Annotated in this window: 24 protein-coding genes; 7 read left to right on the forward strand and 17 right to left on the reverse strand. The window is 41.9% G+C overall.

Going from position 1 to position 25,640, the window contains the following annotated elements; all coding sequences use genetic code 11:
• Positions 1-140: 140 nt before the first annotated feature.
• From AC570H_RS21755 to AC570H_RS21765, 3 genes are all read left to right on the forward strand, one after another.
• A complete protein-coding gene (locus tag AC570H_RS21755) occupies positions 141-1,112 on the forward strand; it encodes a polyprenyl synthetase family protein (RefSeq protein WP_497358914.1) in 972 nt (323 codons plus the stop codon).
• Entirely contained in the window at positions 1,112-2,167 is a 1,056-nt protein-coding gene (locus AC570H_RS21760; RefSeq protein ID WP_497358916.1) for a TerC/Alx family metal homeostasis membrane protein, read from the forward strand. The genes AC570H_RS21755 and AC570H_RS21760 overlap by 1 nt, the downstream gene beginning before the upstream one ends.
• Positions 2,168-2,237: 70 nt before the next feature.
• Positions 2,238-3,689: a M20/M25/M40 family metallo-hydrolase gene (locus tag AC570H_RS21765; protein WP_497358918.1), complete on the forward strand. Its 1,452-nt coding sequence runs from the start codon at positions 2,238-2,240 to the stop codon at positions 3,687-3,689.
• A gap of 298 nt (positions 3,690-3,987) precedes the next feature.
• Here the strand turns inward: AC570H_RS21765 and AC570H_RS21770 are convergent, their stop codons facing one another.
• The 8 genes from AC570H_RS21770 to recJ form a co-directional block, all read right to left on the reverse strand.
• The gene (locus AC570H_RS21770; protein ID WP_497358920.1) at positions 3,988-4,416 is read right to left on the reverse strand and encodes a CBS domain-containing protein; all 429 of its coding nucleotides are present in this window, start codon (positions 4,414-4,416) and stop codon (positions 3,988-3,990) included.
• A gap of 101 nt (positions 4,417-4,517) precedes the next feature.
• A complete protein-coding gene (locus tag AC570H_RS21775) occupies positions 4,518-5,936 on the reverse strand; it encodes a S41 family peptidase (RefSeq protein ID WP_497358922.1) in 1,419 nt (472 codons plus the stop codon).
• Positions 5,937-6,007: 71 nt separating this feature from the next.
• Entirely contained in the window at positions 6,008-6,853 is an 846-nt protein-coding gene (locus AC570H_RS21780; protein WP_497358924.1) for a helix-turn-helix domain-containing protein, read from the reverse strand.
• 25 nt (positions 6,854-6,878) lie between these two features.
• Positions 6,879-7,757 carry a YARHG domain-containing protein gene (locus tag AC570H_RS21785; protein WP_497358926.1) on the reverse strand — a complete coding sequence of 293 codons (879 nt, stop codon included), beginning with the start codon at positions 7,755-7,757 and terminating at the stop codon, positions 6,879-6,881.
• 10 nt (positions 7,758-7,767) lie between these two features.
• Entirely contained in the window at positions 7,768-8,394 is a 627-nt protein-coding gene (locus tag AC570H_RS21790) for a DUF2306 domain-containing protein (protein ID WP_497358928.1), read from the reverse strand.
• A 2-nt stretch (positions 8,395-8,396) separates the two neighbouring features.
• Entirely contained in the window at positions 8,397-9,905 is a 1,509-nt protein-coding gene (locus tag AC570H_RS21795; RefSeq protein WP_497358930.1) for a GH3 auxin-responsive promoter family protein, read from the reverse strand.
• Positions 9,906-9,917: 12 nt separating this feature from the next.
• On the reverse strand, positions 9,918-10,652 hold the full coding sequence (gene lptB, locus AC570H_RS21800; protein WP_497358932.1) for an LPS export ABC transporter ATP-binding protein: 735 nt from the start codon (positions 10,650-10,652) through the stop codon (positions 9,918-9,920).
• A 27-nt stretch (positions 10,653-10,679) separates the two neighbouring features.
• A complete protein-coding gene (gene recJ / locus AC570H_RS21805) occupies positions 10,680-12,404 on the reverse strand; it encodes a single-stranded-DNA-specific exonuclease RecJ (RefSeq protein ID WP_497358934.1) in 1,725 nt (574 codons plus the stop codon).
• 214 nt (positions 12,405-12,618) lie between these two features.
• Between recJ and AC570H_RS21810 the strand changes: the two genes are divergently transcribed.
• A complete protein-coding gene (locus tag AC570H_RS21810; RefSeq protein ID WP_497358936.1) occupies positions 12,619-13,389 on the forward strand; it encodes an MBL fold metallo-hydrolase in 771 nt (256 codons plus the stop codon).
• Here the strand turns inward: AC570H_RS21810 and AC570H_RS21815 are convergent.
• From AC570H_RS21815 to gcvP, 4 genes are all read right to left on the reverse strand, one after another.
• On the reverse strand, positions 13,376-13,786 hold the full coding sequence (locus AC570H_RS21815; RefSeq protein WP_497358938.1) for a response regulator: 411 nt from the start codon (positions 13,784-13,786) through the stop codon (positions 13,376-13,378). The two genes, AC570H_RS21810 and AC570H_RS21815, sit on opposite strands and share 14 nt — an antisense overlap.
• A gap of 139 nt (positions 13,787-13,925) precedes the next feature.
• The gene (locus AC570H_RS21820; RefSeq protein WP_497358940.1) at positions 13,926-14,513 is read right to left on the reverse strand and encodes a YceI family protein; all 588 of its coding nucleotides are present in this window, start codon (positions 14,511-14,513) and stop codon (positions 13,926-13,928) included.
• Between the two features lie 189 nt (positions 14,514-14,702).
• Entirely contained in the window at positions 14,703-15,062 is a 360-nt protein-coding gene (locus AC570H_RS21825; RefSeq protein WP_497358942.1) for a hypothetical protein, read from the reverse strand.
• Between the two features lie 369 nt (positions 15,063-15,431).
• The gene (gene gcvP, locus AC570H_RS21830) at positions 15,432-18,308 is read right to left on the reverse strand and encodes an aminomethyl-transferring glycine dehydrogenase (RefSeq protein ID WP_497358944.1); all 2,877 of its coding nucleotides are present in this window, start codon (positions 18,306-18,308) and stop codon (positions 15,432-15,434) included.
• Between the two features lie 357 nt (positions 18,309-18,665).
• Here gcvP and AC570H_RS21835 point away from each other — a divergent pair, with 357 nt between their 5' ends.
• Entirely contained in the window at positions 18,666-18,905 is a 240-nt protein-coding gene (locus AC570H_RS21835; RefSeq protein WP_497358946.1) for a hypothetical protein, read from the forward strand.
• A 101-nt stretch (positions 18,906-19,006) separates the two neighbouring features.
• Here the strand turns inward: AC570H_RS21835 and AC570H_RS21840 are convergent, their stop codons facing one another.
• The 3 genes from AC570H_RS21840 to AC570H_RS21850 are packed head-to-tail and all read right to left on the reverse strand — an operon-like array spanning position 19,007 to position 21,240.
• The gene (locus tag AC570H_RS21840; RefSeq protein WP_497358948.1) at positions 19,007-19,567 is read right to left on the reverse strand and encodes a hypothetical protein; all 561 of its coding nucleotides are present in this window, start codon (positions 19,565-19,567) and stop codon (positions 19,007-19,009) included.
• 31 nt (positions 19,568-19,598) lie between these two features.
• Complete coding sequence (locus AC570H_RS21845) at positions 19,599-20,510, reverse strand: EamA family transporter (RefSeq protein ID WP_497358950.1); 912 nt, start codon at positions 20,508-20,510, stop codon at positions 19,599-19,601.
• Positions 20,511-20,523: 13 nt separating this feature from the next.
• Positions 20,524-21,240: a pyridoxine 5'-phosphate synthase gene (locus AC570H_RS21850; RefSeq protein WP_497358952.1), complete on the reverse strand. Its 717-nt coding sequence runs from the start codon at positions 21,238-21,240 to the stop codon at positions 20,524-20,526.
• A 257-nt stretch (positions 21,241-21,497) separates the two neighbouring features.
• Here AC570H_RS21850 and AC570H_RS21855 point away from each other — a divergent pair, with 257 nt between their 5' ends.
• Both AC570H_RS21855 and AC570H_RS21860 read left to right on the forward strand, forming a co-directional pair.
• Positions 21,498-22,463 (forward strand): polysaccharide deacetylase family protein, encoded by a 966-nt coding sequence (locus AC570H_RS21855; RefSeq protein ID WP_497358954.1) that lies wholly within the window; start codon positions 21,498-21,500, stop codon positions 22,461-22,463.
• Positions 22,464-22,495: 32 nt separating this feature from the next.
• Positions 22,496-24,124 carry a mechanosensitive ion channel family protein gene (locus AC570H_RS21860; protein ID WP_497358956.1) on the forward strand — a complete coding sequence of 543 codons (1,629 nt, stop codon included), beginning with the start codon at positions 22,496-22,498 and terminating at the stop codon, positions 24,122-24,124.
• Between the two features lie 87 nt (positions 24,125-24,211).
• Here AC570H_RS21860 and AC570H_RS21865 read toward each other — a convergent pair whose 3' ends face one another.
• Together AC570H_RS21865 and AC570H_RS21870 are read right to left on the reverse strand one after the other, a co-directional pair.
• Positions 24,212-24,553, reverse strand: a complete 342-nt coding sequence (locus AC570H_RS21865; RefSeq protein ID WP_497358958.1) for a DUF6370 family protein — start codon at positions 24,551-24,553, stop codon at positions 24,212-24,214.
• A 35-nt stretch (positions 24,554-24,588) separates the two neighbouring features.
• Positions 24,589-25,473, reverse strand: a complete 885-nt coding sequence (locus AC570H_RS21870; protein ID WP_497358960.1) for an alpha/beta fold hydrolase — start codon at positions 25,471-25,473, stop codon at positions 24,589-24,591.
• Between the last annotated feature and the right edge of the window lie 167 nt (positions 25,474-25,640).

The raw sequence follows: 25,640 nt of genomic DNA on the forward strand, positions 1-25,640 counted from the left end.
TTTTATTGGGCAATTAATGGATTATGGCTAGATCAGTCGCATGTTTTTCACAATTGTATGCAACGTTTTGTACGAATAGTCTGATTAAAAATACGCTTTTAATGGAATTTAACTAAGTTTGCAAACACATTTTTAGCCGAATGCCCGGAATAGATCAGATACAACAGCCCATTGCCGCAGAGATTAATGCATTTGAAGCAAAATTCAAGGATTCGATGCACAGCGATGCGCCGTTATTGAACCGCATTACCCATTACATTGTGAAGAGAAAGGGCAAGCAGATGCGCCCAATGTTCGTGTTTTTTGCTGCTAAGCTATGTGGCGAAATCCAGGAATCAACGCATCGTGGCGCCGCCTTGGTAGAGCTCTTGCACACAGCCACCCTCGTACACGATGATGTGGTAGACAATGCCTATGAGCGTCGCGGATTTTTCTCCATCAACGCATTATGGAAGAACAAGATCGCCGTTTTGGTGGGCGATTACCTTTTGGCCAAAGGATTGCTGCTTTCGGTAAACAATAACGAACATGCTTTGTTAAAAATAGTATCGGAAGCGGTGCAACAAATGAGCGAAGGCGAGTTGCTGCAGATCGAGAAGGTGAGGCGCATGGATATTAGCGAGGAATTGTATTTTGAAGTGATCCGTCAGAAAACGGCCTCTTTAATTGCCTCTTGCTGTGCCTGCGGGGCGGCATCGGTAGGTGCCAGTGCCGAAACCATCGAAAAAATGCGCTTGTTTGGCGAGAAAGTAGGGATTGCTTTTCAGATCAAGGACGATACGTTTGATTTTGGAACCGATGATGTGGGCAAACCTTTGGGTATCGACATCAAAGAAAAAAAAGTAACCCTGCCTTTGATCTATGCTTTGAACAGGGTGGAGAAAGCCGAACGTAAACGCATCATCAATTTGGTTAAAAACCATCAGGATGATCCGAAGAAAATACAGGAGGTCATCGATTTTGTGAATAGCCAGGACGGCGTACATTATGCCAACCAAAAAATGCTCGAATACCAAAAAGAAGCTTTCGATATTTTATATCAATTTAACGAGGGCGAGGCAAGAACGGGATTGGAACAATTGGTAAGATATACTACAGAACGTAAAAAATAATGTCGAACGAAGTATTATTCATTGGTGGCTTTCTGCTCTTCATCGTATTGATATTGGCCTTAGATTTAGGCCTTTTTAGCAAGACGGAGAAAGTAGTGAGCTTAAAGCAGGCGGGCATTATGAGCTTTATCATGGTATTGCTTGCTCTTGGATTTTACTTTCTGTTAGTGCTCGAAGGTCAGGAACTGCACGGTATTGATAGCTATGCCAAACTGGAGCAGATAGTTAAGGCGCATCAGCATCAGATTACGCTTATTCCCGGCAATTTTGAAGAGAGCCTGAAGATATACAAACAAAACCTGGGCATTGAGTTTTTAACGGGCTACGTGATCGAGTACGCGCTTTCGGTAGACAATATTTTCGTTATCGTATTGATTTTTTCTGCCTTTGCCGTTCCCGAAAAATATTACCACAGGGTGCTTTTCTGGGGTATTTTAGGCGCAATCATCATGCGTTTCATTTTCATTTTCGCTGGTGCAGCCCTGATCAACCAGTTTTCGTGGATTTTATATGTATTCGGCGCCTTCCTGATCTTTACCGGCATACGCATGTTCTTTAGCAAGGAAGGCGATGATAAAATCGATCCTGAAAACCATAAAGTAGTGAAGTTTGCCTCCAAATTCTTTGCCATACACCCAAAATATGAAGGCAAGAAGTTCTTTTTTAAAGTGAACGGCAAAACCCTGCTTACCCCATTATTCCTGGTATTGCTGATTGTAGAATTTACCGACCTTATTTTCGCTGTGGATTCTATACCAGCTATTTTTGCGGTAACCAAAGATGCCTACATCGTATTCTTTTCGAATATTTTTGCCATCATGGGGCTAAGATCGATGTTCTTTTTATTGGTCAACATCATCCATAAATTCCATTACCTTAAAACCGGATTGGCCGTATTGCTCACCTTTATCGGCATTAAAATGTTGGCACATGATTACCTGAAATTCTGGGGCTTTACCACAGAGCATTCGCTGCTCATCATCCTCTTTATCTTAACAGCGAGTATCGTAGCTTCTTTGGTGTTCCCGAAAAAGAAGGCACATCCGCAGGCTTAATTGTAAAAATTTTACAGCGCTAAGCTCAATCCGTCCAAAAAAACTTATTTTCATCAAAAAATAATACTGAATGAAGAATTTCTTTTTATTGGCTTTGGCCGGTTTATGCTTTACGGCAAATGCACAAGATCAATTTGGTGGGGCTTTTAAGCAAATCAATACCGAAGTGCAGGCCAATTCTAATGCCTATAACAATTTAAAGGATGCATCGACCACTATTGGCCACCGTTTAACGGGTTCGGTTAATGGAGCAAAAGCCGAGGCCTATGTGTTCAATCTACTCAAATCTTATGGTTGCGATGTAAAATATCAGCCATTTGAAGTAGAAAGCTGGGACAGGAAGACGCTTGCCGTTAAAATTGGAGCTAACGCCAATAGTCTAGCGGATATGAAAGCGGTAACCTTGGCCCACTCTCCGGTAGCTGCAAAAGTAACTGCCGAACTGATTGACGTAGGCAACGGCCTTGAAGCAGATTACGCAAGTATTGCCGACAAAGTAAAAGGAAAAATAGCCTTGATTTATTTGGGTGTGTTGCCGGGCTCAGCCAAAGGCACTCCGTCTTTGCACCGTTCGGAGAAAACCGCCATCGCTACCAAATATGGGGCAGCTGGGGTAATCATCATCAACACCGTTAAAAATGGTGTATTGTTAACCGGAACAGCGTCTGTAACCGGAAAACTCATTCCAATTCCTGCGGTTTGCATCGGCTTGGAAAACGGCATGGCTTTGAAAGAAAAATTAAAAACTACGCCACAGACAGCCAGTATAGAAATGACCAACTTTTCGGGTATGATCAAAGCCCGTAACGTAATTGCAACCTTTAAGGGAACCGAGTTTCCTAAAGAAAAGGTAGTGGTTGGCGGACATTTAGATAGCTGGGACTTAGCTACGGGCGCCATCGATAACGGAATTGGCTCTTTTGCCGTAGTAGATATGGCCCGTACCTTCAAAAAGCTGAACCTTAAGACCAAGAGAACAGTAGAGTTTGTACTTTTTATGGGCGAGGAGCAAGGTTTGCTGGGCTCTAAAGCTTATGTAGAGCAAGCTAAGAAAAACGGCACCCTAGATCAGGTAAGTTTCATGCTCAATTATGATATGACTAACGATCCGAAAGGGTTTTCGACCAGCAGAAAAGAAATGGAAACTTTGTTTAAAGGCTGGGGCGATGAAGTAGTAAAGATCGATACTGGGTTTAAAAACCTTTTTCAGGCAGGCGCTGGCTTGCATAGCGATCATCAGCCGTTCATGTTAGAGGGTATCCCTACAGGCGGCGGTGCTGGTGGCCGATTGCCAAACAATTCTGGTCCATATTACCACTCTGATGGCGATTTGTTCAAATTGGTAGACGAGCAGGGACTTAAAAATACAGTCCGTTATTCGGCTATGTTGACCTACGCTTTGGCCAACACGCCAAAAATTCCGGTAGGCAAAATGAATGATGCAGACTTAAAAGCTTTCTTAGAGAAAAACAACCTCAAACTTCCTTTGCAGGTTGCGGGTGAGTGGCGTTGGGGCGACTAAGAGTTTATTGGTTCATAAGTTCATTGGCTGATTAGTCATTTTCGATTCGTCATGCCGGCTCCGATCCGTTATCTCACTCGAGAAACGATCAGTTCCAATGTGATAGGCTCTCGTATGGGCTTATCCTTGCTTGGAAAACCAAAGACATTGCTCATCGGCAACTGCTGTCCTTCTTTCCGCTTTACTCCATTGCATTCCGTGCCCGCTCCAATAAGGTTTAGCAGAGAAAGGCAGTGGCCTTGGTTGTCATATCCTTAATATACTTCCTGACTATAGACTAAAGACTATGGACTATAGACTAACTATTGATATAACTCTCCAACTGCGAAATCGTCTGTTTCTGGTCTGCAATAATGAATTTTACCACGTCGCCAATAGAAACCATTCCGGCTACTATTGCATTGTCCATTACAGGCAGGTGCCTAATGTGTTTATCGGTCATTAGTTGCATGCAATGCTCAATGCTGTCGCTTGGGCTAACCGTAATCGGACTCATGGTCATGGCCTCGCTAATAGGCGTAGTATTTGATGATTTGCCATGCAACACGATCTTACGGGCATAATCTCGCTCGGTAAAAATACCAAGCAGCTGCTGGCCTTCCATCACCAATAAGGCACTGATGTTTTTATCGGTCATTACCTTTAGTGCATCGAGTACCGAAGCGGTGGGAACAACACTATAAATCTGAGCTGATTTGTTTTGCAGAATTTGTTGAACAGTCTTCATAAGGCTTTGAGGTTTAGCTAATTAAATTTAATTAAAAAAAATCAGAATAGCTAGTCCAAATAATCAACAAGCGTTAGTATTACATAAGCTACTGTCTTGTTTTATTTTTCTAGGTAGTCGATTGCATAAGCAATCCAATCCTTTACAGAAGAATCTAAATAAATATCGGGCTGTATGCCAATATTATCTATCGGATAATCTGGAAGCCTGAATGAGCGATAAGTAGGCACAACCAATCTGTAATTGGCACAGCCAATTTCGAAGATATAGCCGTTGGCATAATCTATTACGCCAAGGGTTGGAGTGCCCATGGTTTTGGCTTTCTTGCTTTGTTTGGCTACCAGCGTTAGGTTTTCGGCTGCGCTTGCTACCCTTCCGTCTGTAAGTACCACGATTTGTTTTGGACTCTTTTGTGCTTTGGCTATGGTGTCAATAGTAACAGAATCGGTGCTAAACCTTACATATTTGCCTAGATTTTGGCGTAACAAGCTTATTTTCTTGTCAATGCCTTCTACTTCTTCCTTTTTCTTCACATCGTCCTTGATCCCAGCTCTGTAATGTTCCAAGCCATCGATAAAGGATTGAGAGGCAAAAAACTCGGCACCCATATACCTGGTTGGATTGGTAACGACATAAGGCAACAAGGTTTGGTAAGCATTATCCGTTCCGCCACCATTGCCTCTTAAATCGATGATTAGATTTTCGCTGTTTTCTAAGGTCGACTTATGAGTCGCAATGAGCTTTTCGATCCGGTCAACGTAGGGGTAATCGAAGCTCGGAAGTTTAATAATAGCAGTTTTAGCCGTTAATGACTTGACATAAAACCCCTCAATTTCATTGATTTTATTGGCAATTTGTATGGCATTAAGTGCTGGTGTTGGATTCTCTTTTACAAAAGAAGATCGTAGCACATTAAAATACAAAAGGCAATCATCGTAACTTTTGAAAGTTCCTTTTTGTACAGAATGGTCTTGCATGTAGTATTCATAACTGCCATTGGCCAATAATTTGAATTTAATTTCACCAGGCTTCCAATAGCTTGGATCGGCCTCAATGATAAAGCCTACATATTCGTTTTCATTGGTTTTGAGCAAGCCAATCTTGTATTTATCGTCGCGCCAAACCCCTTCTAGCTTGTCTTTCGTTTTTTTGAGGTTTGCATAGAATTTTTTGAGATTAATGTTGGCCATTTTTTTGACCTTGACAGCTTCATTTTGTGGAGGAACTGGAGCAGTTGCATTCGTTAAAACCCAAAGATGCCGATCTTTGAAATAGTTAGTGTATTTCCTCAAGAGCTCAATACACGATGCCTCTTGTATGTTTTTTGCTTCAATGATGAGGTTGTTCTTGTAATTGCTATAAGCCAGTTTATCCTTGGTTTTTTGTTCAAAACCGGGGTATTCGCTTTCAATTTTCTTGATGGTTAAACTTAACGCCTGCTCACAATTGCAGTTTTCTTGTGAATAGCCGAGCTTGGCAAAAACCAGCAAGGCCAATAGTAGTGTTATTCTCCTTCTCATATCAGTTAGATTTTAATGAGCGCAAAGAAAAAGAACACCTGGTTTTTAAAATTGTAAAAATCGTGCAGAGCCTATCTTTTGTTATAAAGCCAAACTAAGCTCTGCGCTTTGACAGAAACATTTTCATTGAGCTCTTTTGGCGTACAGCCTGCAAATGTTTTAAAGTCTTTGATAAAATGGGCCTGGTCAAAATAATGGTTCGTATAAGCCACTTGGGTTAGGCGCTCGGGGTTTGTCATTAATTGAGCTAAGGTATGTCTGAACCTGAGGGTTTTGAGGTAGCTTTTTGGGTTTTGCCCCAGGTGATTGGTAAATAGCCGATAGAGTGTAGATTCGTTAATTTGGAGTGTTTTAGCGATATTTTCAATAGGAAGAAGCTTGTTTTTGTCTGTTGAGGCAATTAAATGTAAGGCTTCGCTCATTTTGGCGGGTATCCTTGTTGCATTTAGGTTTTCTAATAACAGCCGCTCTAACAGGGCGGCTCTTCGGTTAAAATCATCCTCCTCAAATAGCATTTCCAAAAAGTTAGGTCTTTTCGAAGCAAAGATGGCGTTGAAAACATCATCGGTGCCTAGCAGGTTTTTATAGGCCTCGCTAGTAAACAGCCGTAAGGCAGAAGGATTGAAAAGAATACATATCTGATCTAATGGCGATTGGATATGGGCCTTAAAAGGAACGGTATGAAAACCATAGAGTCTGCTGGTAAACGAATTTTGTCCGTAAGAAACGCTGCATGCGTTAACCTCCTTTCCCCGCTCGTATTCAACCTTGTTGTTTTTATATATGGCCAAACATAAATTGTTGTTTGGAAAAGTTACATAGCTCGTTGCCTCTTTCGAATTTCGTTTAAAAAAGAGGAAATATTGAATATGCTTCTTTAATAAGGGATGCGACGGCGCAATGATGGATGTATTCATGTAGTTAATGGTACAAAACTAAGCTTTACCTACCAAACGTATCGTAATTATCAGTTGCATATTTCTCAAAGCGGACAAACAGTTTGATGTTTGCTTTTTCGATGGCACTCAATTGTCCATCTACGTTAGCGGTAACAGGAACATACCATTCTACGGGATCAAAAAATTGGCGATAGCTTTTCTTTTTAAACGTATAGCCATGTCTGGCGAAAATGGTGTTTCTTAAAATCTCCAAATCGAGTTTTTTGAGGTTCTTCAGCTCTGCTTCGGTAAAAGCATGGGTAGAAGAGTTAACCTTGTAAACTACATCGTTGGCCTGTCTGTAATAATCGTCTCGCAAGGTGTCAATTACGCCATCGGTTGTATCTATCGTGGTTTTGGTTTGCGATGAATAGTAGTCGACGTAATCTGTCTCGCCTGAGAGCATGACATTTGCGTTGTAGCTAAATTCCTTTGGCGTAAGCTTAAACTTGCGCTTGGTTACGGGCAGGGTGGTATCATAGGCAATCCAGGTTCCAATCAAGGTGTCCTTTACGGCTTCAAACTCAAATCGGCCATCGAATTTGTCATCGCCGGGTTCGGCCAAATTAAAAAAGATCTTGCCATTGCGTTCGGTTATTTTTCCGGTTAAGGGCCTCTGGTTGCCCGCCACTACGCTTTGGCCTGTAACCACGCCATTTACGATGCTCTTAATGGCGATGTTGATCTTATTGGTTGGGTAATATTCATCTTCGTTTTTATATTCTTCGGCTACAAAATCGCCTACCCAAAAGCCGTTAAAATTCTGGTGTTCTAAAGTTGGCGCCGCTGCCGATTGTTCGGCACTTGCATTTTTTTGATCTTTATTCTGGCAAGCCAGGCAATAGGTGGCCACGAACAAGGCAAGGAGGAAGAGCTTCTTCATAAGTTTAAGTTTATCGGTCTTTTCTGATTAAATATTCGACAATTAATAAATTGGGGATCCAGCCCAGCCATGCAATAATCTGGTAAACATCCATGGGTGCCGGATGAAATAAATATACTAAAATAACTTTCCAAAGTCTTAAGGTAATGGCCGAAAATGCCAATGCAAAGCTCCTGAGCATAAACTGGCGGTGTTTTTTGATGTTCCGTTGCCTGATGTAAACCACTGCCCTAAGGGTGAAGAATATCCAAAGCAAGCCCAATAGAATAAAGGAAATTTGGGCAATCCATCCGCCATTGGCATAATAGCCCATATAAACACCTGATGGACCAGCCAAAAACACTACAACTATCACATAGAGATAGCCAATGCTGCGGTGCAGTTTATTGTATTTGGCCAACAAAGCATTGTTGAACTGGGTAAAACCAGCCAGTAGGCAAAAGATTGCCGTATACACGTGCACATAAAAAATGGGCAAATAAGAGCTGATGGTGGTGACCTCGGTTTGCTTGATCTGCAAAAAGGCAACAGTACTGCTCAATGGAATGTAGCGCAGGGTAAGCTGCAGCATGAGCACAAAAAAGAAGGCAAAGAAGAGGAGCCAAGCCAAACTGAAATAGCTGAATTGCTTCTGCATGGCTACAGCATTTCTAAAATCTCGTCTACATATTTGCGATCGTTGGCCAAGCGGGGCACTTTGTGCTGGCCACCTAATTTGCCACGAACCTTAAGCCATTTGTAAAAGGTATCAGCAGGTGCATTATGAACCTTCGGTCTGCGCAACGCCATGTCTTTAAAACGCTTGGCATCGTAATCAGAATTCACTTCACGTAAGGTTTCGTCGAGTACATCTACAAATTTTTCAAAATCTTGTGGCTGTTGCTCAAATTCGATGATCCATTCGTGGCCGCCAGCCTCTTCACCTTTAAAATAGATAGGACAGGCCGTATAATCTTTGATCTTGGCCGAAGTGGTAGCACAGGCTTTGGTTAGGGCATTTTCGGCATTGTCGATGATCAGCTCTTCACCAAAGGCATTGATGAAATGCTTCGTTCTGCCAGTGATCTTAATCCTAAAAGGAGATAGGGAGGTAAACTGAACAGTATCACCAATGAGGTAACGCCAAAGGCCGGCATTGGTACTGATAATGATGGCGTAGTTTTTATGGAGCTCCACCTGCTCTAAAGACAATGTTTTTGGGTTTTCATCTTCCAGGTTCTCCAAAGGCAGGAATTCATAAAAAATACCATAATCGAGCATTAAGAGCAACTCTTCTGAGTTATCTTGGTCTTGGATACCAAAAAAGCCTTCGGAAGCATTATAGGTCTCCAAATAATACATGTCTGGCGAAGGAATCAGTTCCTTAAACTGTTCGCGATAAGGTGTAAAATTAACTGCTCCGTGAAAATAGAGTTCTAAATTAGGCCAAACTTCCAGCAGGTTGTTTTTGCCGGTAATTTCCAACACCTTTTTGGCCAAAACAATGGTCCAGGTAGGTACGCCAGAAATATTGGTTACATTTTCCTTAATGGTAGCCTCGGCCATTTTATCCATCTTCTCCTCGTAATTGTCCATCAAGGCGATAGAAATATCTGGAGTACGGTAGTATTCGGCCCACATGGGCAGGTTTTTGATCAGCACTGCCGAAAGATCGCCGTAGTGGATGTCATCGCAAAGCTGGTTAATCTGGTGGCTGCCACCCAATACCAGGCCTTTGCCGGTAAACATTTGGGTGTTGGGGCGGTTGTTGCAGTAAATAGAGATCATATCCTTTCCACCCTTGAAATGGCATTCTTCCAAGGCTTCCTCAGATACCGGAATGAATTTGCTGCGGTCGCTGGTGGTACCCGATGATTTGGCAAACCATTTGATTTCTGATGGCCAAAGCACATTTTGTTCGCCTTTGAGCATGCGCTCGATGTAAGGCTTTAAAGTATCATAGTTTTGGATGGGAACCCGCTCTTTGAATTGGGCTGCGGTTAAGATAGATTTATAGTCGTATTTCTTTCCCCATTCGGTATTTTCTGCACTCGAAACCAAGGTATGTAACCATTCTTCCTGCACATCTAACGGATATTTCATGAAAAGCTCAATCTGATGAATGCGCTTTTTCATGTACCAAGTAAAGATCGAATTTACAATTGCCATTCGTTTTTGAAATTATAAATTTTTTCTACGCAGCACAAAGTTCGAGCCTAAATATACCTTTCTAACCATCTCGTTGGCGGCTAATACCTCTGGTGTGCCAGATTCGAGTATTTTGCCTTCAAAAAGGAGGTAAGCCCTATCGGTAATGGATAAAGTTTCCTGTACGTTATGGTCGGTAATTAAAATGCCGATGTTTTTTTGTTTCAATTTGGCTACAATCGTCTGTATTTCTTCTACTGCAATCGGGTCTACACCTGCAAAGGGTTCATCCAATAAAATAAAGTTGGGATTGGCAGCCAGTGCACGTGCAATTTCTGTGCGTCGGCGCTCGCCTCCTGAAAGCAGGTCGCCACGGTTCTTTCTCACTTTGTGCAAGCTAAATTCGTTGATCAGCTCTTCCAGTTTTTCGTGCCTTTCGTCTTTTTTAAGATCGGTCATTTCTAAAATGGCCATGATGTTGTCTTCAACGGTCAATTTTCTGAACACGCTGGCCTCTTGCGCCAAATAACCGATTCCCTTTTGTGCCCTGCGGTACATCGGGTCTTTGGTAATATCTTCGTCTTCTAGATAGATATTGCCCTCGTTCGGTTTAATTAAACCTACGATCATATAAAAAGAAGTGGTTTTTCCGGCACCGTTTGGTCCTAACAAACCAACGATCTCTCCTTGGCTTACGTTGAAAGAAACATGGTTGACAACGGTGCGCTGCTTATACTTTTTAACCAGATTTTCGGCTTTTAAGATCATCTAGATTTACGATTTTAGAATTATGGTTTACGATTGGGGTGTTTCTCCACCTTCATCAATTTTAATGCCTTTTATGTTCAATTGCAAGCGCCTTTTGTCTTTCCATACATTTTCTTCAATGGTATAGCAGATATCAAAGGGCTGATTTGCCTTTAGCAGCTGTTCAAACTCGCCTAAGCCAAAGGCAATGCCTTCAAAAATAGCTGAATTTTGTTGCTTTACAGTTAATTTGAGATGATTTGTGCCAACAATTTGCACATTGCCGGCTAAGGTTACGCCCCGGCTTACAAATACCGGCGACATGTTTTGTGGTCCGAATGGAGCCATTTGGGCTAAAATGCGATAAAATTTGGCGTCAATCTGCTCCAACCTTACTTCGTTATCAATGGAAATTTCAGGCACCAATAAATTAGGACTAATGGTTGAAGAGACGATGTTTTCGAATTTCTCGGTAAACAAAGCCAAATTTTCTGGCTTAAGGGTAAGTCCGGCAGCGTATTTATGGCCACCAAACTGTTCGAGCAATTCTTCGCAGGCCAGCAAGGCTTCGTAAAGGTCATAGCCTACCACTGATCGGGCCGAGCCTGTGTACTTTCCGTTAGATTCTGTCAGTACAATGGTTGGCCGATAATAGGTTTCCGTTAAGCGTGAAGCTACAATTCCAATTACGCCCTTGTTCCAGTGCTGCTGAAAAACAACGGTGGTTTTACGGTTGATCAGCTCTTGGCTTTCCCTGATGATGGCTAAGGCTTCGGCGGTAATGTTTTGGTCAAAGGATTTGCGATCGGTATTCTGCAGGTTGATAAAAGTGCTCTGTTCCTCGGCCAATGCAGCCTCATCGCTCAGCAACATTTTTACCGCATCGCGCGCATGCCCCATCCGGCCGGCTGCGTTAATGCGTGGGGCCAATTGAAATACCACATCGGTAATGGAATAGTTCTCGGTTTTGCCCGAAATCTGCATCAGCGCCTTTAAACCCGTGCAGGGCTTTTCGTTCAGTTTAAGCAAACCAAAATGAGCCAATACCCTGTTTTCGTCAACTATCGGAACAATATCGGCCGCAATGCTGACCATACACAGATCGAGGTATTGTTCGTAAAGTTCGTCTGGCAGATTATTGATCTGGCAGTAGGCCTGTGCTATTTTAAAGCCAATGCCACAACCTGAAAGCTCTTTAAAAGGGTATTCGCAGTCTTTCCTTTTGGGATCGAGCACGGCAACCGCACCTGGGATTTCTTCGGCAGGCAAATGGTGGTCGGCTATAATGAAATCGATGCCCAGCTCATTGGCATAGGCAATTTTATCTACCGATCTGATGCCACAATCTAAAGCGATGATCAGTGCAAAACCATTGGCCTTGGCAAAATCTATCCCCATGGTAGAAATGCCGTAGCCTTCTATGTGTCTATCGGGAATGTAGTAATCTATTTGACTGGTAAACTGGCTAAAAAAGCTATAGGCAAGTGCCACGGCGGTAGTGCCATCCACGTCATAATCGCCATAAACCAAAATCTTTTCGTTTTGTCGGATGGCCTGACTAATGCGTTCAACGGCCTGTTCCATGTCCTTCATTAAAAAAGGATCGTTCAGGTGTGTTAGCTGTGGCCTAAAAAAGTAACGGGCATCCTCAAAAGTGCCAATGCCACGCTGTACCAGTATCTGTGCTAAACAGTGGTCTATATTTAATTCGTGGGCAAGTTTTTCACTTGTTTCTATCGCGCCTTGCCCAACCTGCACCCATCTCTTTCTCATCGGTATAAGTCTGTTTGTTTTTTGATGAAGCCACTCAGTTCTACAAAATTAATATTTAGAACCGTCTTTGCAGGTGGCTTTTCATTACAACGTTAATCTGAGTTAAATGTCATGAAGTATATCCAAACCCGCCTATGCTCACAAAAAATCGGTCGGGTTGCCTATATTTGCATGTTCGTAAATATATCATTTAATTTCTGTTCAAAAAATAGCCATGTCCATACAAGTTTTCACCCTAACCGAGGGCTCTTATTCTGTTGATGCCAGCAAGAAGTTTATTCCTTTCGATCCTGCAAAAGATAACCCGAAGGACAGGCCAGCTTCTTTGTTTATTCATGTACAGCCTTTCTTGGTTAAAATCAATGATACTTTGGTGTTGCTGGATACCGGCTTGGGCTATAGCAATGAAGAGGGGAAACTGCATTTACATGAAAACATCAGGAAGGCCGGTTTTGAGCCTGAAGACATACAGCTGGTATTGATGTCGCATTTGCATTTTGACCATTCTGGTGGCATGGTACATCATTATAAAGACAAGATGGAGCTGAGTTTTCCAGATGCCACCTATGTGATCCAAAGAGGAGAGTGGGAAACCGCCTTTTCGAGTACCTCGTCTTCTTACCACACGGATATTTTTGATTTTTTGCAAATCAACGCAGATATTAAACTGATCGAAGGCTCTGGACAATTGAACGAATTCATCAGCTATGAACTCACGGGCGCACATTGTCCGTATCATCAGGTGTTTTTAATCGACGATGGCGTAGATAAGGTGTTTTTTGGCGGCGATGTTTTGCCGGAGCCCGAAGAATTGTTGCGCAAGTTTATTGCCAAGTATGATTACGATGGCAGAAAAGCGATGGAATTGCGCGAAGCATATGGACAGAAAGCTGCAGCAGAGCAGTGGAAATGTCTTTTTTATCACTCTAAATCAAAAACACAAGCTTATATCGAACTTGACGACGATCGTTTTAAGATTGTTTAGCCTGAAGCGCCTTGATCAGTTCGGTTAGTCTTTCGATAGATAACGGCTTAGAAATAAAGCCTTTTACCGAGCTGTAGCTCTTTGTTTTTTCGATGTCGTTTTCGTAGACGGACGAAGAAAGGATGTACAAGTCAACAGGGTTTGAAATGCCCAGGTGTTGGTAGGCTTCTACAAATTCCCAGCCGTTCATTACCGGCATGTTGATGTCAATTAAAATGAGGTGAGGTAGTGGTTTTTGTTCAGAAATTGCTTCTTTAAGGTAATCTATTGCCTGTTGGCCATTGCTTTTTGACACCATTTCTATGTCAAATCCAGTCTTCTCTACAATCTTTTTGATGATAAAAATATTTATATCATCATCATCTATCACTAACAGATTAATCTTTTTATCTAACATTGAGGTTCTTATATGAAGCAAGAAAGCTTTTTCTTAACGCTTTAAAGGTATCGATTACTGCGCTAAATGTCAATACGTATTTATACAAAAAAGGCCTTTTGCATTTTGCAAAAGGCCTTTTTCTTTAGGATTGATCCAATTATTTTTTAGCTACCAATTTTACTGCGATTGTAAAATCGTCATAGATGAAATTATCTCCAATGTTAGAGAAAACCGATTTTGATTTGAATTGAATGCCAAATTTGGTCCTGTCAATTGTAATTTTATCGGCAGTTGCTGTTACGGTTTTATCAGCGTTCCAAGTAATTACAGCAGGGAAAGTGATCGATTGTGTAACGCCTTTGATCGTTAAATCTCCTGTAACATTTACGTTAGCTCCGTTGCCTTCTACCTTTTTGATTACAAAATTAGCAGCAGGAAATTTGGCTGCGCCAAAGAAATCATCAGCTTTCAAGTGGTTTTCTAAACCAGCACTTTTATCGGCATCTTTAATCGTAGTCATATTGGCAACAAAACCACCTTCAGCCAATTTTTTGCCATTAAAGCCCAAAGTTCCTGAAGTAAGGTCAACTGTACCGTGGTGAGAACCTGCAAATTTTTTGCCTTCCCAAGTAATTGTCGATTTCGTTACGTCAACAGTGTAGATATCAGCTTTTGGAGCAAAAGCCAAGAACGCGAAACTAGCTACAACAGCTAGCATTAACATTGATGTGATTTTCAATTTCATCTGAATTTTTTTTAAGTTTTTTGTAAAGGTATTTAAATTGTCGAAGCTAAAAAATACCATATGTTAAGATTTCGTTTTCGAAAATTCTTAAACATTGCCTTTAGTGCTCGTTTAGAGGGCTTAGATGTGCAGGCTGGTCCAAGGTTTAATTCATTTCTGACAATTGGCTTATAAAGTTGCCGGATTGTTTCATCTCCCAATCAAAACGTCATAAGCTTTCGGTATCGTAAAGCCACTAAAGCGGTTGGTTAATCCATAAAGAACAAAACCTGTGAGTACAAACCCAAATACTAAAACAACAATTGCTTGATCTTTTGGACTTAAGTTAAAAATATCACGGTGCATTTTTTTGCGATGAATGGCCGCGATATGCCCGATAAAGGAAATGATGGCTAAGGTATAATAAGGGATAAAGAACAGGTTAAAAGGAAAGGTGTTTAATCCGGCTACACCGAAATAGAAATTGGTGTCGAGGTGCAAGAGCAACCTTCCGGCAAATACCGCACTGAGGTGGATGACCAAGAAGAAGGCCAATACAGGCCGCTCCAAAGGTGAAGCTTTTCGAATTTGGAAACTGCCTTTTTGCGGTTCGCGCGAAATAGCTTTAGTCCAGATACGATTTGAACGACAACCGCAAGCAACAAAATGGTTTCGATAAAAACATGGCGATAAAATACACGCAAGATGTTCATCATCTCGATATGCCTATTGGGTCCAAAAAAGCTTAAAGTATGATTAAACAAATGCAGGCTAATAAAAACAGTAAGAATCAGGCCAGAGCAATAATGGAGTTTTTTGGGATTCATTTACCCAAAGCTACAAAACCCAATTGCGGCAGGCATGTGCGATATTCCTCATTTAAATAAAAAAGCCCAGACAATTGCCCGGGCTTTATATTTTTTACACTTACTTTTTTTGTTAAGCAATCGCTTCTTCCATGTAGCTTTCTAATGGAGGACAAGCGCAGATCAACGACCTGTCGCCATGGCTATCGTTTACCCTACCTACAGATGGCCAGAATTTATAAGCTGCTACATAAGGAAGCGGGAAGCCGGCAGTTTGCCTGCTGTAGCCATGATTCCATTCGTTAGCTGTAATTACAGCTGCGGTGTGCGGTGCATTTTTTAACGGATTGTCTGTTTTGTCCAGCTTGCCGTTTTCTACTTCGCTGATTTCATTTCTAATGGCAATCAAGGCATCGCAGAAACGATCCAATTCATGTTTAGGCTCGCTTTCGGTTGGCTCAACCATTAAAGTGCCTGCCACTGGGAACGAAACGGTTGGGGCATGGAAACCATAATCCATTAAACGTTTGGCAATGTCAACCACTTCAATACCAAAGTTTTTAAAGCTGCGGCAATCTAAAATCATTTCGTGTGCGCAACGGCCTTGGCTGCCTGAATAAAGCACCGGATAATGTGCTTCTAAACGTGCTTTCATATAGTTGGCATTCAAAATTGCGTATTTGGTGGCATTGGTCAATCCATCGGCACCCATCATGGCAATATAGGCATGAGAAATGATCAAGATCGAAGCCGAGCCCCAAGGGGCTGCAGAAACCGCATGGATAGATTTTTCTTTGTTGATGTCAACTACAGCGTGTCCTGGCAAATATTTCACCAAGTGGGCGGCCACACCAATCGGACCCATACCTGGGCCACCGCCACCATGCGGAATACAGAAAGTTTTGTGCAGGTTCAAGTGGCAAACGTCAGCGCCAATGTTAGCCGGACTGGTTAAGCCTACTTGGGCGTTCATATTGGCACCATCCATATAAACCTGACCGCCATTTTGGTGAATAATGTTGCAGATATCGATAATGCTTTCCTCAAATACACCATGGGTAGATGGGTAAGTTACCATCAGACATGATAGGTTAGCAGCGTGCTCTTCAGCTTTTGATTTCAAATCGTCAACATCAATGTTTCCGTTTTCTAGCGATTTAACCACAACGATTTTCATGCCCGCCATCGCAGCAGAAGCAGGGTTGGTTCCATGTGCCGAGGCTGGAATTAAAGCAATGTTACGGTGATGGTCGCCACGGTCTTGGTGGTAAGCTCTGATTACCATTAAACCGGCATATTCGCCTTGGGCGCCTGCATTTGGCTGTAAGCTCATCGCTGCAAAGCCAGTAATTTCACTTAACCATTTATCCAGTTCGTCAAATACGGTATAGTAGCCCAATACCTGGTCGTTTGGTGCAAAAGGATGGATTTTTCCAAACTCTGGCCAGGTAACCGGAATCATTTCGGTAGTTGCGTTCAGCTTCATGGTACATGAACCTAAGGCAATCATCGAGTGGCAAAGCGAAAGATCTTTTGTCTCTAATGATTTGATGTAACGCAACATTTCATGCTCTGAATGATGCGCATTGAATACCGGATGGGTCAAATAAGCAGATTGACGTTGCAAGGCAGCCGGGATAGTGGTGCTTACTTGGTCGGCCACATTAACGCTATCTGAAGCAATGCCTTTAACTTTTGAGAAAATGCGCACCAAAAGGCTTATATCTTCGAAGGTTGTGGTTTCATCTAAAGCGATGCTAACCAAATTGCCTTTATAGTTGAGGTTGATGTTGTTGTCTAAGCATTCTTTATGGATAGAATCTGTTAAATCGCCCAAATCCAATTGGATCGTGTCGAAATAAGCTTTGCTCAATACGTTATATCCGATTTGCGAAAGCGATGTAGCCAAGCTCACAGCTAGGCCATGGGTGCGCTCGGCAATCAGTTTTAAGCCTTTTGGACCATGGTAAACGGCATAAAAGCCAGCCATGATAGCCAATAAAGCCTGTGCGGTACAAATGTTAGAAGTAGCTTTATCTCTACGGATGTGTTGCTCGCGGGTTTGCAAAGCCATACGTAAAGCGTAATTGTTGTTGCTATCGATGGTTACCCCGATGATACGGCCAGGAATAGAACGTTTATATTCGTCTTTGGTAGCGAAGTAAGCGGCGTGTGGACCACCGAAGCCCATTGGTACGCCAAAACGCTGCGTTGTACCTACCACTACATCGGCACCCCATTCTCCCGGAGGAGTTAACAAGGTTAAGCTCAATAAATCGGCAACAACGGTTAATTTGATATTTTGGTTGTGCAATGCATTGGCAAAGTTGGTATAGTCGTAAACCTCGCCGTTGGCAGCAGGATATTGTACAATAGCGCCAAAGAAATCTTCGCTAGGCGTAAATTCTTCGTGGTTGCCAATTACCAATTCGATGCCGAAAGGATTGGCGCGGGTTTTTAGGATATCTATGGTTTGGGCAAACAACTGCTCAGATACGAAGTATTTTACAGCAGCTTGGTTTTTGCGCAAACTGTATTGCATAAACATGGCTTCTGCGGCAGCCGTACCTTCATCCAATAATGAAGCATTTGCAATTTCCATTCCCGTTAGGTCGATAACCATGGTTTGGAAGTTAAGCAGCGCCTGTAAACGGCCCTGTGCAATTTCTGCCTGATAAGGCGTGTACTGCGTGTACCATCCCGGGTTTTCCATTACGTTACGTAGGATTACGCCAGGGGTAATGGTATCATAATAACCTTGACCAAGGTATGATTTAAAAACCTTGTTTAACGAAGCCGTTTGCTTAAGGCTTGCCAAATATTCGGTTTCAGACTTAGCCTTAGGTAAATTTAAAGGCTGTTTTAACCTGATCTGTTGAGGAACTGTCTGTTCAATCAGTTCATCAATTGAATTAACGCCAACCGTTTGCAACATGGCTGCTGTATCTTCAGCATTTGGCGCAATATGGCGTTCTTTAAATTCTTCTTGGTAGTGGATGTTTAAGCTCATGAAGTATAGCAATAATTGATGCCGCAAAGGTAAGAAAACTAAAGCTATTTTTTGTCATGAAAAAGGAACGGCAAACGTCATATTTTAGTCTCAAAAACAGTCGGTTAAATCTATGTTTTTAGTAGGTTTTGCCAACTGGATAACTTGATTTTTGCTCTATTTTTTGACATTTGGCCTATTTCGGCCCAGTTTTGGGCAATGACGGATAACTTAAAGTTAATTATTTATACTTTAGCGAAAACTTACGGGAGATACTAATGAGCAATTGATTGGGGTGTAAGACATCACAATCCATCTGTAAGTTTAACTGAGCAGCTTACATTTGGTTTACTATTCTCCACAGAATGGATAAACCAAATGTTTGCATATCCAAGGGCTAATGCTAGGCCAATGTTCAAATTGGTGTTCTTTACCAATAATTTAGCCTTAATTGTTTTAGCGCGCAATATCCTGAAACGCTTAAAGTCGGGCTATTGCAATTGGGGTAGTGCTATAGAACATAATGGCAACAACCGTGCTTTCCTAAACCCGATTGACGGCGATAGTTTTGAGCAAAGCGAAAAACTTAAGCAAAAAGCGGGACTGCCGTTCCAATGAAATGCTGCTGTTGCTTTCCTAGTAAAATGATTTCCCAATCTTATTGATAAAGAAAACACCAACAAGGGACAAAATTGGTGAAGAACACCAACATTGGCCGGTTATTTAGCCACTTTCCAGCCTTCTTCCTTGTCAAATTTTAGGCGATAGGTTTTAGTAATGAAAGCGCTGTTTTCGCTGGCATTTTTTTGGAATGGCGCAAAAACGGTATTCGTCTTTTTTAAGGATACCGTAACTTTGGCATTATTGTCGTTTATTCTGTTGAAATCAACCGGTTTTTCGCTGGCCAATTCATATTGAATTACCTTAACGGTGGCTTTGTCTTCGTCTTGTTTCAATACCAGTTCGCTGGCCTTGTCGGTAAGCCTGATCTGATAAACATAGCTGCTGTCTTTAGAAAGGAATTTCTTTTTGGCGCTTTGCAGGTTTAAAGAAACATAGCCTTCTTCGGCCAAGTGGCGATATTTTTCCAGCTCTTTCATGTCCTTCTCGCTATTGAACTTCATTTCTCCAAAACTAAAACGGGCAGTTTTGTACTCCGGATTGGCTTTAAGGTAATCAGTAATTTTTTCGCCAGCTTCTTCTTGATTAATGGTGGCTACGTTTTTGCATCCCAATGCAAGCACTAAAAAACTTAATATGATGAGGAGTTTATTTTTCATGAGTAGATCATTATTTTTAGCCCTTACGAAGCTATTGTGAGGTTTTTCTTTTAAAGATATTCCCCTTTTTTATATTTTCCAAATTTGGCAGCAGCATGGCGCCCAAAATAATGAGTACGCCTAGCCAGCGTATCGGCCCTACAGATTCATGTAGCACCAAAGCCGACATGCTCACGGCAACGGGCAGTTCGGCCGAACTCAGGATCGAACTGAGCGTAAAGCCAGCCTTTGGAATGCCTGCTGCAAAGCAAAGTGGCGGAATAACTGTGCCAAATACAGCCAAGATCATTCCCCATTTTAACAGACTGCCTCCCAAGGCGCCATTAAATAAAAAGTGGGGTGGCAATACGATAAAAATCAGGATACAAGCACCAGTAATCATCAAGGCACTTTTGTGTAAAGGGGGATATTCGTTGCCCAGTTTTCCGTTAAGCATCAGGAATATGGCATAACATAAAGCCGCCAAAAGGCCAAAGGCAACGCCTGCCAAATTAATGGACTCTAGTTTCGTGTTCATAAAGCCACTGGCCAGCACAGTGCCCACCAGGATAAAAAGAATGGCAAAGAGCTGGGCTTTGCTTGGCTTCTTTTTATAAATGAGCAGCTCGAGCAACACGCTGATCCACACAAACTGCATCAATAGGATAATAGCCAATGAAGCGGGGACGAATTTTACGCATTGGTAATAGGTTAAACTGACCAATCCCGTAAAAACACCAGCGCCAATGAGTTTGAGCCAATGGGTTTGTAAAGGCTGTTTAGGAGCCTTGCTGGTTTGGCCTTGGATAAAATGCAAGATCCATAGCATCACCGCACCAAATAGGGCTTGTGTACCTGTTACATCGCCCAAGGTATAGCCTTCTGAATAAGCCAGTTTTACAAAAGTTGAGAGAATACCGAAGCTGCATGCACCAAAAAGTACAAGTAATATGCCTTTTAACATAGGTTTTTAAGAATTATGCGAGTTGTTTAAGGTAAAGTTGAACGGTATTTTCCAAGCCAAGATACAAGGCATCGCTAATTAAGGCATGGCCGATGGAAACTTCGAGCAGATTAGGGATTTCTTGGGCAAAATATTTCAAATTGTGCAGGTCTAAGTCGTGCCCCGCATTGATGCCCAAGCCCAACTCATCGGCTCTTTGGGCCGCTTTAACATAGGGTGCGATGGCCTGTTCCTTGTTTTGATGATAAGTACTTGCATAGGCTTCGGTGTAGAGCTCGATTCGATCAGTGCCGGTAGCTAAAGCGCCTTCTACCATTTCGATAACCGGATCTACAAATATAGAAACACGGATGCCGGCAGTTTTAAAAACGCCAACCATTTCTTTCAGGTAATCGGCATGTTTAATCGTATCCCAGCCATGATTAGAAGTAATTTGTCCTTCAGCATCGGGCACCAAGGTTACTTGGGCAGGTTTATTGGCCAATACTAGGTCTACAAATTTTTGTTCCTTACAGTTGCCTTCAATATTGAATTCGGTTGCAATGACAGCTTTCAGGTCGAACACATCTTGGTAACGGATATGACGTTCATCTGGACGCGGATGTACGGTAATGCCTTGGGCACCGAAACGTTCGCAATCTAGCGCCACCTTAACCAAATCGGGATTGTTGCCGCCTCTGCTGTTGCGCAAAGTGGCAATTTTGTTGATGTTAACCGAAAGTTTTGTCATGGGGCAAAGATAGCAATCAGTTAGATTTTTTTTGTAAGGTCTTGGTCATTAGTGTTTAGTCGATAGTCAATAGTCCATAGTCAATAGTCTATGGTTGATAGTTGATAGTCCATGGTTGATAGTCCAGTGGCTGAGTTGGTAGTTTACAAATTACAGTTCAAAAATTGTACAATGACTAACCTTTAATCGGCAAATAATTTAGATGGACGAGGTAAAATGCAAGATGGAAAGGCTAGGCAACTCATTATATTTGTGGCATGAAATTGAAACTGCTCTTGCTGTTCATGTTGCTGGCTTGCAAGGTCTTCGCCCAGAATTTTGACGACATTAAACGTTATAAGGTGAATTATGCGCTGGCCACCAACGGCGATATCAAGTGGATTGCTCTGCGGAGTTTTGTAAACGGCAATGAAAAATATCTGTTGTTGGTAGAGCCGCAAACTTTGCATACTGTGGTTAAGCCGGCAAGTGGCTTTGCCCTCGACCAGTTGGAAATAGGCAATGTGCGGGCAATTTTTAAAAATTCTCCCTACGTAAAAGCCTTGGATGCGGCTTTGCTTAATGACAGGAGCTTGCAAAATTCGGGTATCGATCATGCCATTCCGCAGGAAAAGGGAATTGCCTTGACCGTAGACTTATGCCCCTCGCACAAAGACTTAGATAGGATTATCTTTCAGCAGCTGCTCAACGAGTTTAAGAAAATACAACAGCCAGTTCCCTTGGCGCTTTCTGTATCTGGCAAGTGGATGCTCAAACACCAAATGGACCTCGATTGGCTCAAAAATCTGGTTGCCCAAAACGAACTGAACATTACCTGGATCAACCATTCTTATAACCATGAGGTAAACAGTTTGCCATTGGCCGAAAACTTTCTGCTTTCGAAAAATACTAATCTGGATATCGAAGTGCTGGAAAATGAAAAACTGATGCTGAAGAACGGGTTGGTGCCTTCGGTTTTCTTCCGCTTTCCGGGTTTGGTGTCTAGCCAAAAATTGGTAGAGCGAATGGTTGATTATGGCTTGATACCGGTAGGAAGCGATGCCTGGCTAGCCAAGGGACAGCAGGCGCATACAGGCAGCATTGTGCTGATCCACGGCAATGGCAATGAAGAAATCGGAGTAAAGGATTTTATCAGATTGCTTCAACAAAAGCAGATTGATGTGAAGAACAAACAATGGCTGCTGTTCGACCTAAGGCAAGGCTTGGAGAAAGAATTTGAATAGTAATTTGTATTTTGGAGTAAAATGGATAACTAATGAAATTCATCAAACTAAATTTGCTCCTTTTGCTCTTGCCTCTAACCTTGTTTGCAACGCAGGTTGCCGACAGTTTAAAGGTTAAAAAAGGCATTCCCGTAAGCCTAAACAGCGATACTCTTTTTTACATTAAAAATAGGCTAGGCTCGTTATCGGCTACAGAAAGAGCTACGCGAACCACTACAATTTTGACCCGCTTAGAAGGCAATTTGATCATTGTTCCCGATTCGATAAAGGTGGTTGAGGAAGAGGCGACAAGCGATATACTGTACAATGATGAAATTATTGTTAGCGTGGCCAATAGCGATGCCGACAGCGTAAAAATAAACAGGCAGGCTTTGGCAAAGATCTATCGCTTTAAAATCGTAAATGCCATTAAGAACTATAAGGAACAAACTGATGTATCGGAACTATTGCTGAGAACAGGGCAGGGACTTTTGATTTTGCTGGTATTGGGGATAGCCATTTTCTTTTTGAATAAATACTCCAACCGAATATTAAATGCGGTAACGTTAAGGCTATCTAAAAGGCTTAAGGGAGTTAAAATCAGGGATTATGAACTGATAACAAAAACAGGAGAAATTGTTCTTTTTCGTAAAGCGTTTAATGTTTTCAAGTATATTTTTATCGCCATATTGGTGTATAGTACCTTGCCTTTTATTTTTAGGCTTTTCCCGTGGACAAAAGGCTGGAGCGATTCGCTGATCAATTTTATACTGAACCCTCTTAACAATATTCTTAATTCCATTATTAAGTTCATCCCAAATCTCATTACCATTATTGTTGTAGTAATTGTTTTTAAATACATCAATAAGCTTATTAAGTTCCTTACGAAAGAAATTGAGACAGGAAAACTTAAGATCGCCGGATTTTATGCAGACTGGGCACAACCAACCTACAACATTGTAAGATTTATTCTTTATGCCTTTATGGTGGTGGTAATTTGGCCTTATTTGCCGGGTTCTGATTCGGAGATCTTTAAAGGAGTATCTGTTTTCTTGGGCTTGTTGATTTCTTTGGGTTCGTCTACTGCTATCGGCAACATTGTGGCGGGTTTGGTTATTACCTACATGAGGCCATTCAGGATTGGCGATCGGGTTAAGATTGGTGATACGATGGGTGATGTGGTGGAGAAAGCCTTTCTGGTGACCAGATTAAAAACCATCAAAAACGAAATTATTACCATACCCAATGCCGCAATCCTTAATGGCAATACCACCAACTACAGCCTAATGGCTCAAGATGATGGGCTGATTGTGCATACAACAGTAACCATTGGCTATGAAACCCCATGGATACAAATCCATCAGCTATTGATAGATGCCGCCTTGCGATGCGAAGGGATTATGAAAGACAAGCCGCCTTTTGTGCTGCAAACAAGTCTCGACGATTGGTACGTATCTTACCAGATCAATGCCTATACCAATATTCCCAACAAAATGGCACAGGTTTATTCTAATTTGCACCAAGAAATACAGAATGTATTTTTCGAAAACGGTGTAGAAATTATGTCGCCACATTACCAAGCCGTTAGAGATGGAAATGAAACCTCTATTCCATCTGCTTATCGCCCCAAAGGCTATGAAGTGCCTGGCTTTAACATTAAAAATAAGCCAACGGAAAAATAATGCAAATTTCTATCTGGCCAAGTTTATTGCCCTTGGTATGAGTTTTATATGGAACTTGATGGCCAATTCCTTCTTTACATTTAATACCTATTTGTCTTTTGGCAATAATTTAATCTCTTCGGCCTTGAAGCGGTTATTTACAATCTTTCCAGTTACCTCAGCTTTGCTAATAGCATTGCAAAAGCCATGCTGATCGTGCGCATCGCCAAAATCATCAATGCCTTTGCCATCAACAAAATAAGGCTTGCCATCTATTCTAATCGCCAGTTCGCAATCTTTGCCCTTCATTTTAAATTGACACTCGCCACAGGCAATTTCTACCGTTTGTTTGGTGAGGATTTGAGCAGTAGCGGCCTTTTTAGGCTTGGTTTGGGCATTCGCACTTATGGCAAATAAGCTTAAGCAGAGGATGAAGAATAGATTTTTCATGTCAATTGTATTTTGATAGACCAAATTTAAGGTAATTATCGGATAAGCCATTGGATTAAATCTTCAGGCGCTGCAATGCTCCAAGAATGGGGATGCCTTTGGTTGCCATTTCTCATGCCCCTATTTTGGGTTAAGATCAATTCGGCTTTTTGATCGGGAGATTTTTGCAAAAGTTTGTTGATATAGCCCGCACAATCGGTTACATTCATGTCTGACAGGTCCATGTTTCTGTTTTTGATCCACCATAAAATATCTGGTTCGCTGTAAATCCTCAAAGCAGTGTTGGTGTAGTTGGGGAGCATGGTTAAAGTTGTAAAATCGGGATTGTAAACCGATAGTTCTTTCAGGCGTTGCTCCAATGGCTTGTGTTCTTTACTCAGTCCATCTAATTTTGGTGCCAATTCTTTTTCTCGGCCTTTGAGCAGTGATTTTCTTAAGCGAACCAAATCCAAAGGCGGATCTATGGCAAAAACCTTGCTGATCTGAAATTCCTTGTTCTTCGCGGTATAAAATTTTAGTATGGTAGTGCCGCCCATAGAAAAACCACCTATAAACAATTTGGTTGCCATAGGCAGTTTTTGGCTTGCATAAAAATGCGTAATCATTTTTCCAAGCCGATCGATGGAAGCCTTATCGATAGGAAATTCGAGATTGTCTTTAGAAAGATTGGCAATGATGACGGCGAGGTTATTCTTTTCGGCTTCCTGTACAATGGAGCTTTGTCCGGTTACGCTAAGCGGATGTTCGCCATAACCCGGAACCAAAACCAAAACGCCCTTTGTTTCGCCGTTTGGAGGAAGCATTTGGTAATAATAGCAGTCTTTGCCAAATTGCTCATTGCTTTCTATTTTTTGTGGCGATTGTGCCTTAGCTGCAAGGGAGAAAATGCTCAAGAATAGACAAAAAATAACTTTTTTCATATGTGTTGTTTTTCAAAAGTAAATTTTTGCCACAAAATGTGTCTGTTATTTTTTGTTAAATGTAGGGATGTGATTACCTCGTCAAAATAACGATAAGGAGCCAAACGCTGTTTAATAAACCTGATGGGAGCGGGCACGCAGTAAAGCGGACAGCAGGGCTTCAGCAT

The sequence above is a fragment of the Pedobacter sp. B4419 genome (assembly GCF_059693725.1).

Bases quoted from the DNA above. Each gene is read 5' to 3' on its own strand.
- gcvP (WP_497358944.1), bottom strand. From the start codon at position 18,308: ATGAGCTTAAACATCCACTACCAAGAAGAATTTAAAGAACGCCATATT.
- AC570H_RS21845 (WP_497358950.1), bottom strand. From the start codon at position 20,510: ATGTTAAAAGGCATATTACTTGTACTTTTTGGTGCATGCAGCTTCGGT.
- AC570H_RS21840 (WP_497358948.1), bottom strand. From the start codon at position 19,567: ATGAAAAATAAACTCCTCATCATATTAAGTTTTTTAGTGCTTGCATTG.
- AC570H_RS21770 (WP_497358920.1), bottom strand. From the start codon at position 4,416: ATGAAGACTGTTCAACAAATTCTGCAAAACAAATCAGCTCAGATTTAT.
- AC570H_RS21780 (WP_497358924.1), bottom strand. From the start codon at position 6,853: ATGAATACATCCATCATTGCGCCGTCGCATCCCTTATTAAAGAAGCAT.
- AC570H_RS21855 (WP_497358954.1), top strand. From the start codon at position 21,498: ATGAAATTGAAACTGCTCTTGCTGTTCATGTTGCTGGCTTGCAAGGTC.
- recJ (WP_497358934.1), bottom strand. From the start codon at position 12,404: ATGAGAAAGAGATGGGTGCAGGTTGGGCAAGGCGCGATAGAAACAAGT.
- AC570H_RS21865 (WP_497358958.1), bottom strand. From the start codon at position 24,553: ATGAAAAATCTATTCTTCATCCTCTGCTTAAGCTTATTTGCCATAAGT.
- AC570H_RS21790 (WP_497358928.1), bottom strand. From the start codon at position 8,394: ATGCAGAAGCAATTCAGCTATTTCAGTTTGGCTTGGCTCCTCTTCTTT.
- AC570H_RS21850 (WP_497358952.1), bottom strand. From the start codon at position 21,240: ATGACAAAACTTTCGGTTAACATCAACAAAATTGCCACTTTGCGCAAC.
- AC570H_RS21820 (WP_497358940.1), bottom strand. From the start codon at position 14,513: ATGAAATTGAAAATCACATCAATGTTAATGCTAGCTGTTGTAGCTAGT.
- AC570H_RS21785 (WP_497358926.1), bottom strand. From the start codon at position 7,757: ATGAAGAAGCTCTTCCTCCTTGCCTTGTTCGTGGCCACCTATTGCCTG.
- AC570H_RS21760 (WP_497358916.1), top strand. From the start codon at position 1,112: ATGTCGAACGAAGTATTATTCATTGGTGGCTTTCTGCTCTTCATCGTA.
- AC570H_RS21755 (WP_497358914.1), top strand. From the start codon at position 141: ATGCCCGGAATAGATCAGATACAACAGCCCATTGCCGCAGAGATTAAT.
- AC570H_RS21795 (WP_497358930.1), bottom strand. From the start codon at position 9,905: ATGGCAATTGTAAATTCGATCTTTACTTGGTACATGAAAAAGCGCATT.
- AC570H_RS21765 (WP_497358918.1), top strand. From the start codon at position 2,238: ATGAAGAATTTCTTTTTATTGGCTTTGGCCGGTTTATGCTTTACGGCA.
- AC570H_RS21775 (WP_497358922.1), bottom strand. From the start codon at position 5,936: ATGAGAAGGAGAATAACACTACTATTGGCCTTGCTGGTTTTTGCCAAG.
- AC570H_RS21860 (WP_497358956.1), top strand. From the start codon at position 22,496: ATGAAATTCATCAAACTAAATTTGCTCCTTTTGCTCTTGCCTCTAACC.
- AC570H_RS21870 (WP_497358960.1), bottom strand. From the start codon at position 25,473: ATGAAAAAAGTTATTTTTTGTCTATTCTTGAGCATTTTCTCCCTTGCA.
- AC570H_RS21835 (WP_497358946.1), top strand. From the start codon at position 18,666: ATGTTTGCATATCCAAGGGCTAATGCTAGGCCAATGTTCAAATTGGTG.
- AC570H_RS21815 (WP_497358938.1), bottom strand. From the start codon at position 13,786: ATGTTAGATAAAAAGATTAATCTGTTAGTGATAGATGATGATGATATA.
- AC570H_RS21810 (WP_497358936.1), top strand. From the start codon at position 12,619: ATGTCCATACAAGTTTTCACCCTAACCGAGGGCTCTTATTCTGTTGAT.
- lptB (WP_497358932.1), bottom strand. From the start codon at position 10,652: ATGATCTTAAAAGCCGAAAATCTGGTTAAAAAGTATAAGCAGCGCACC.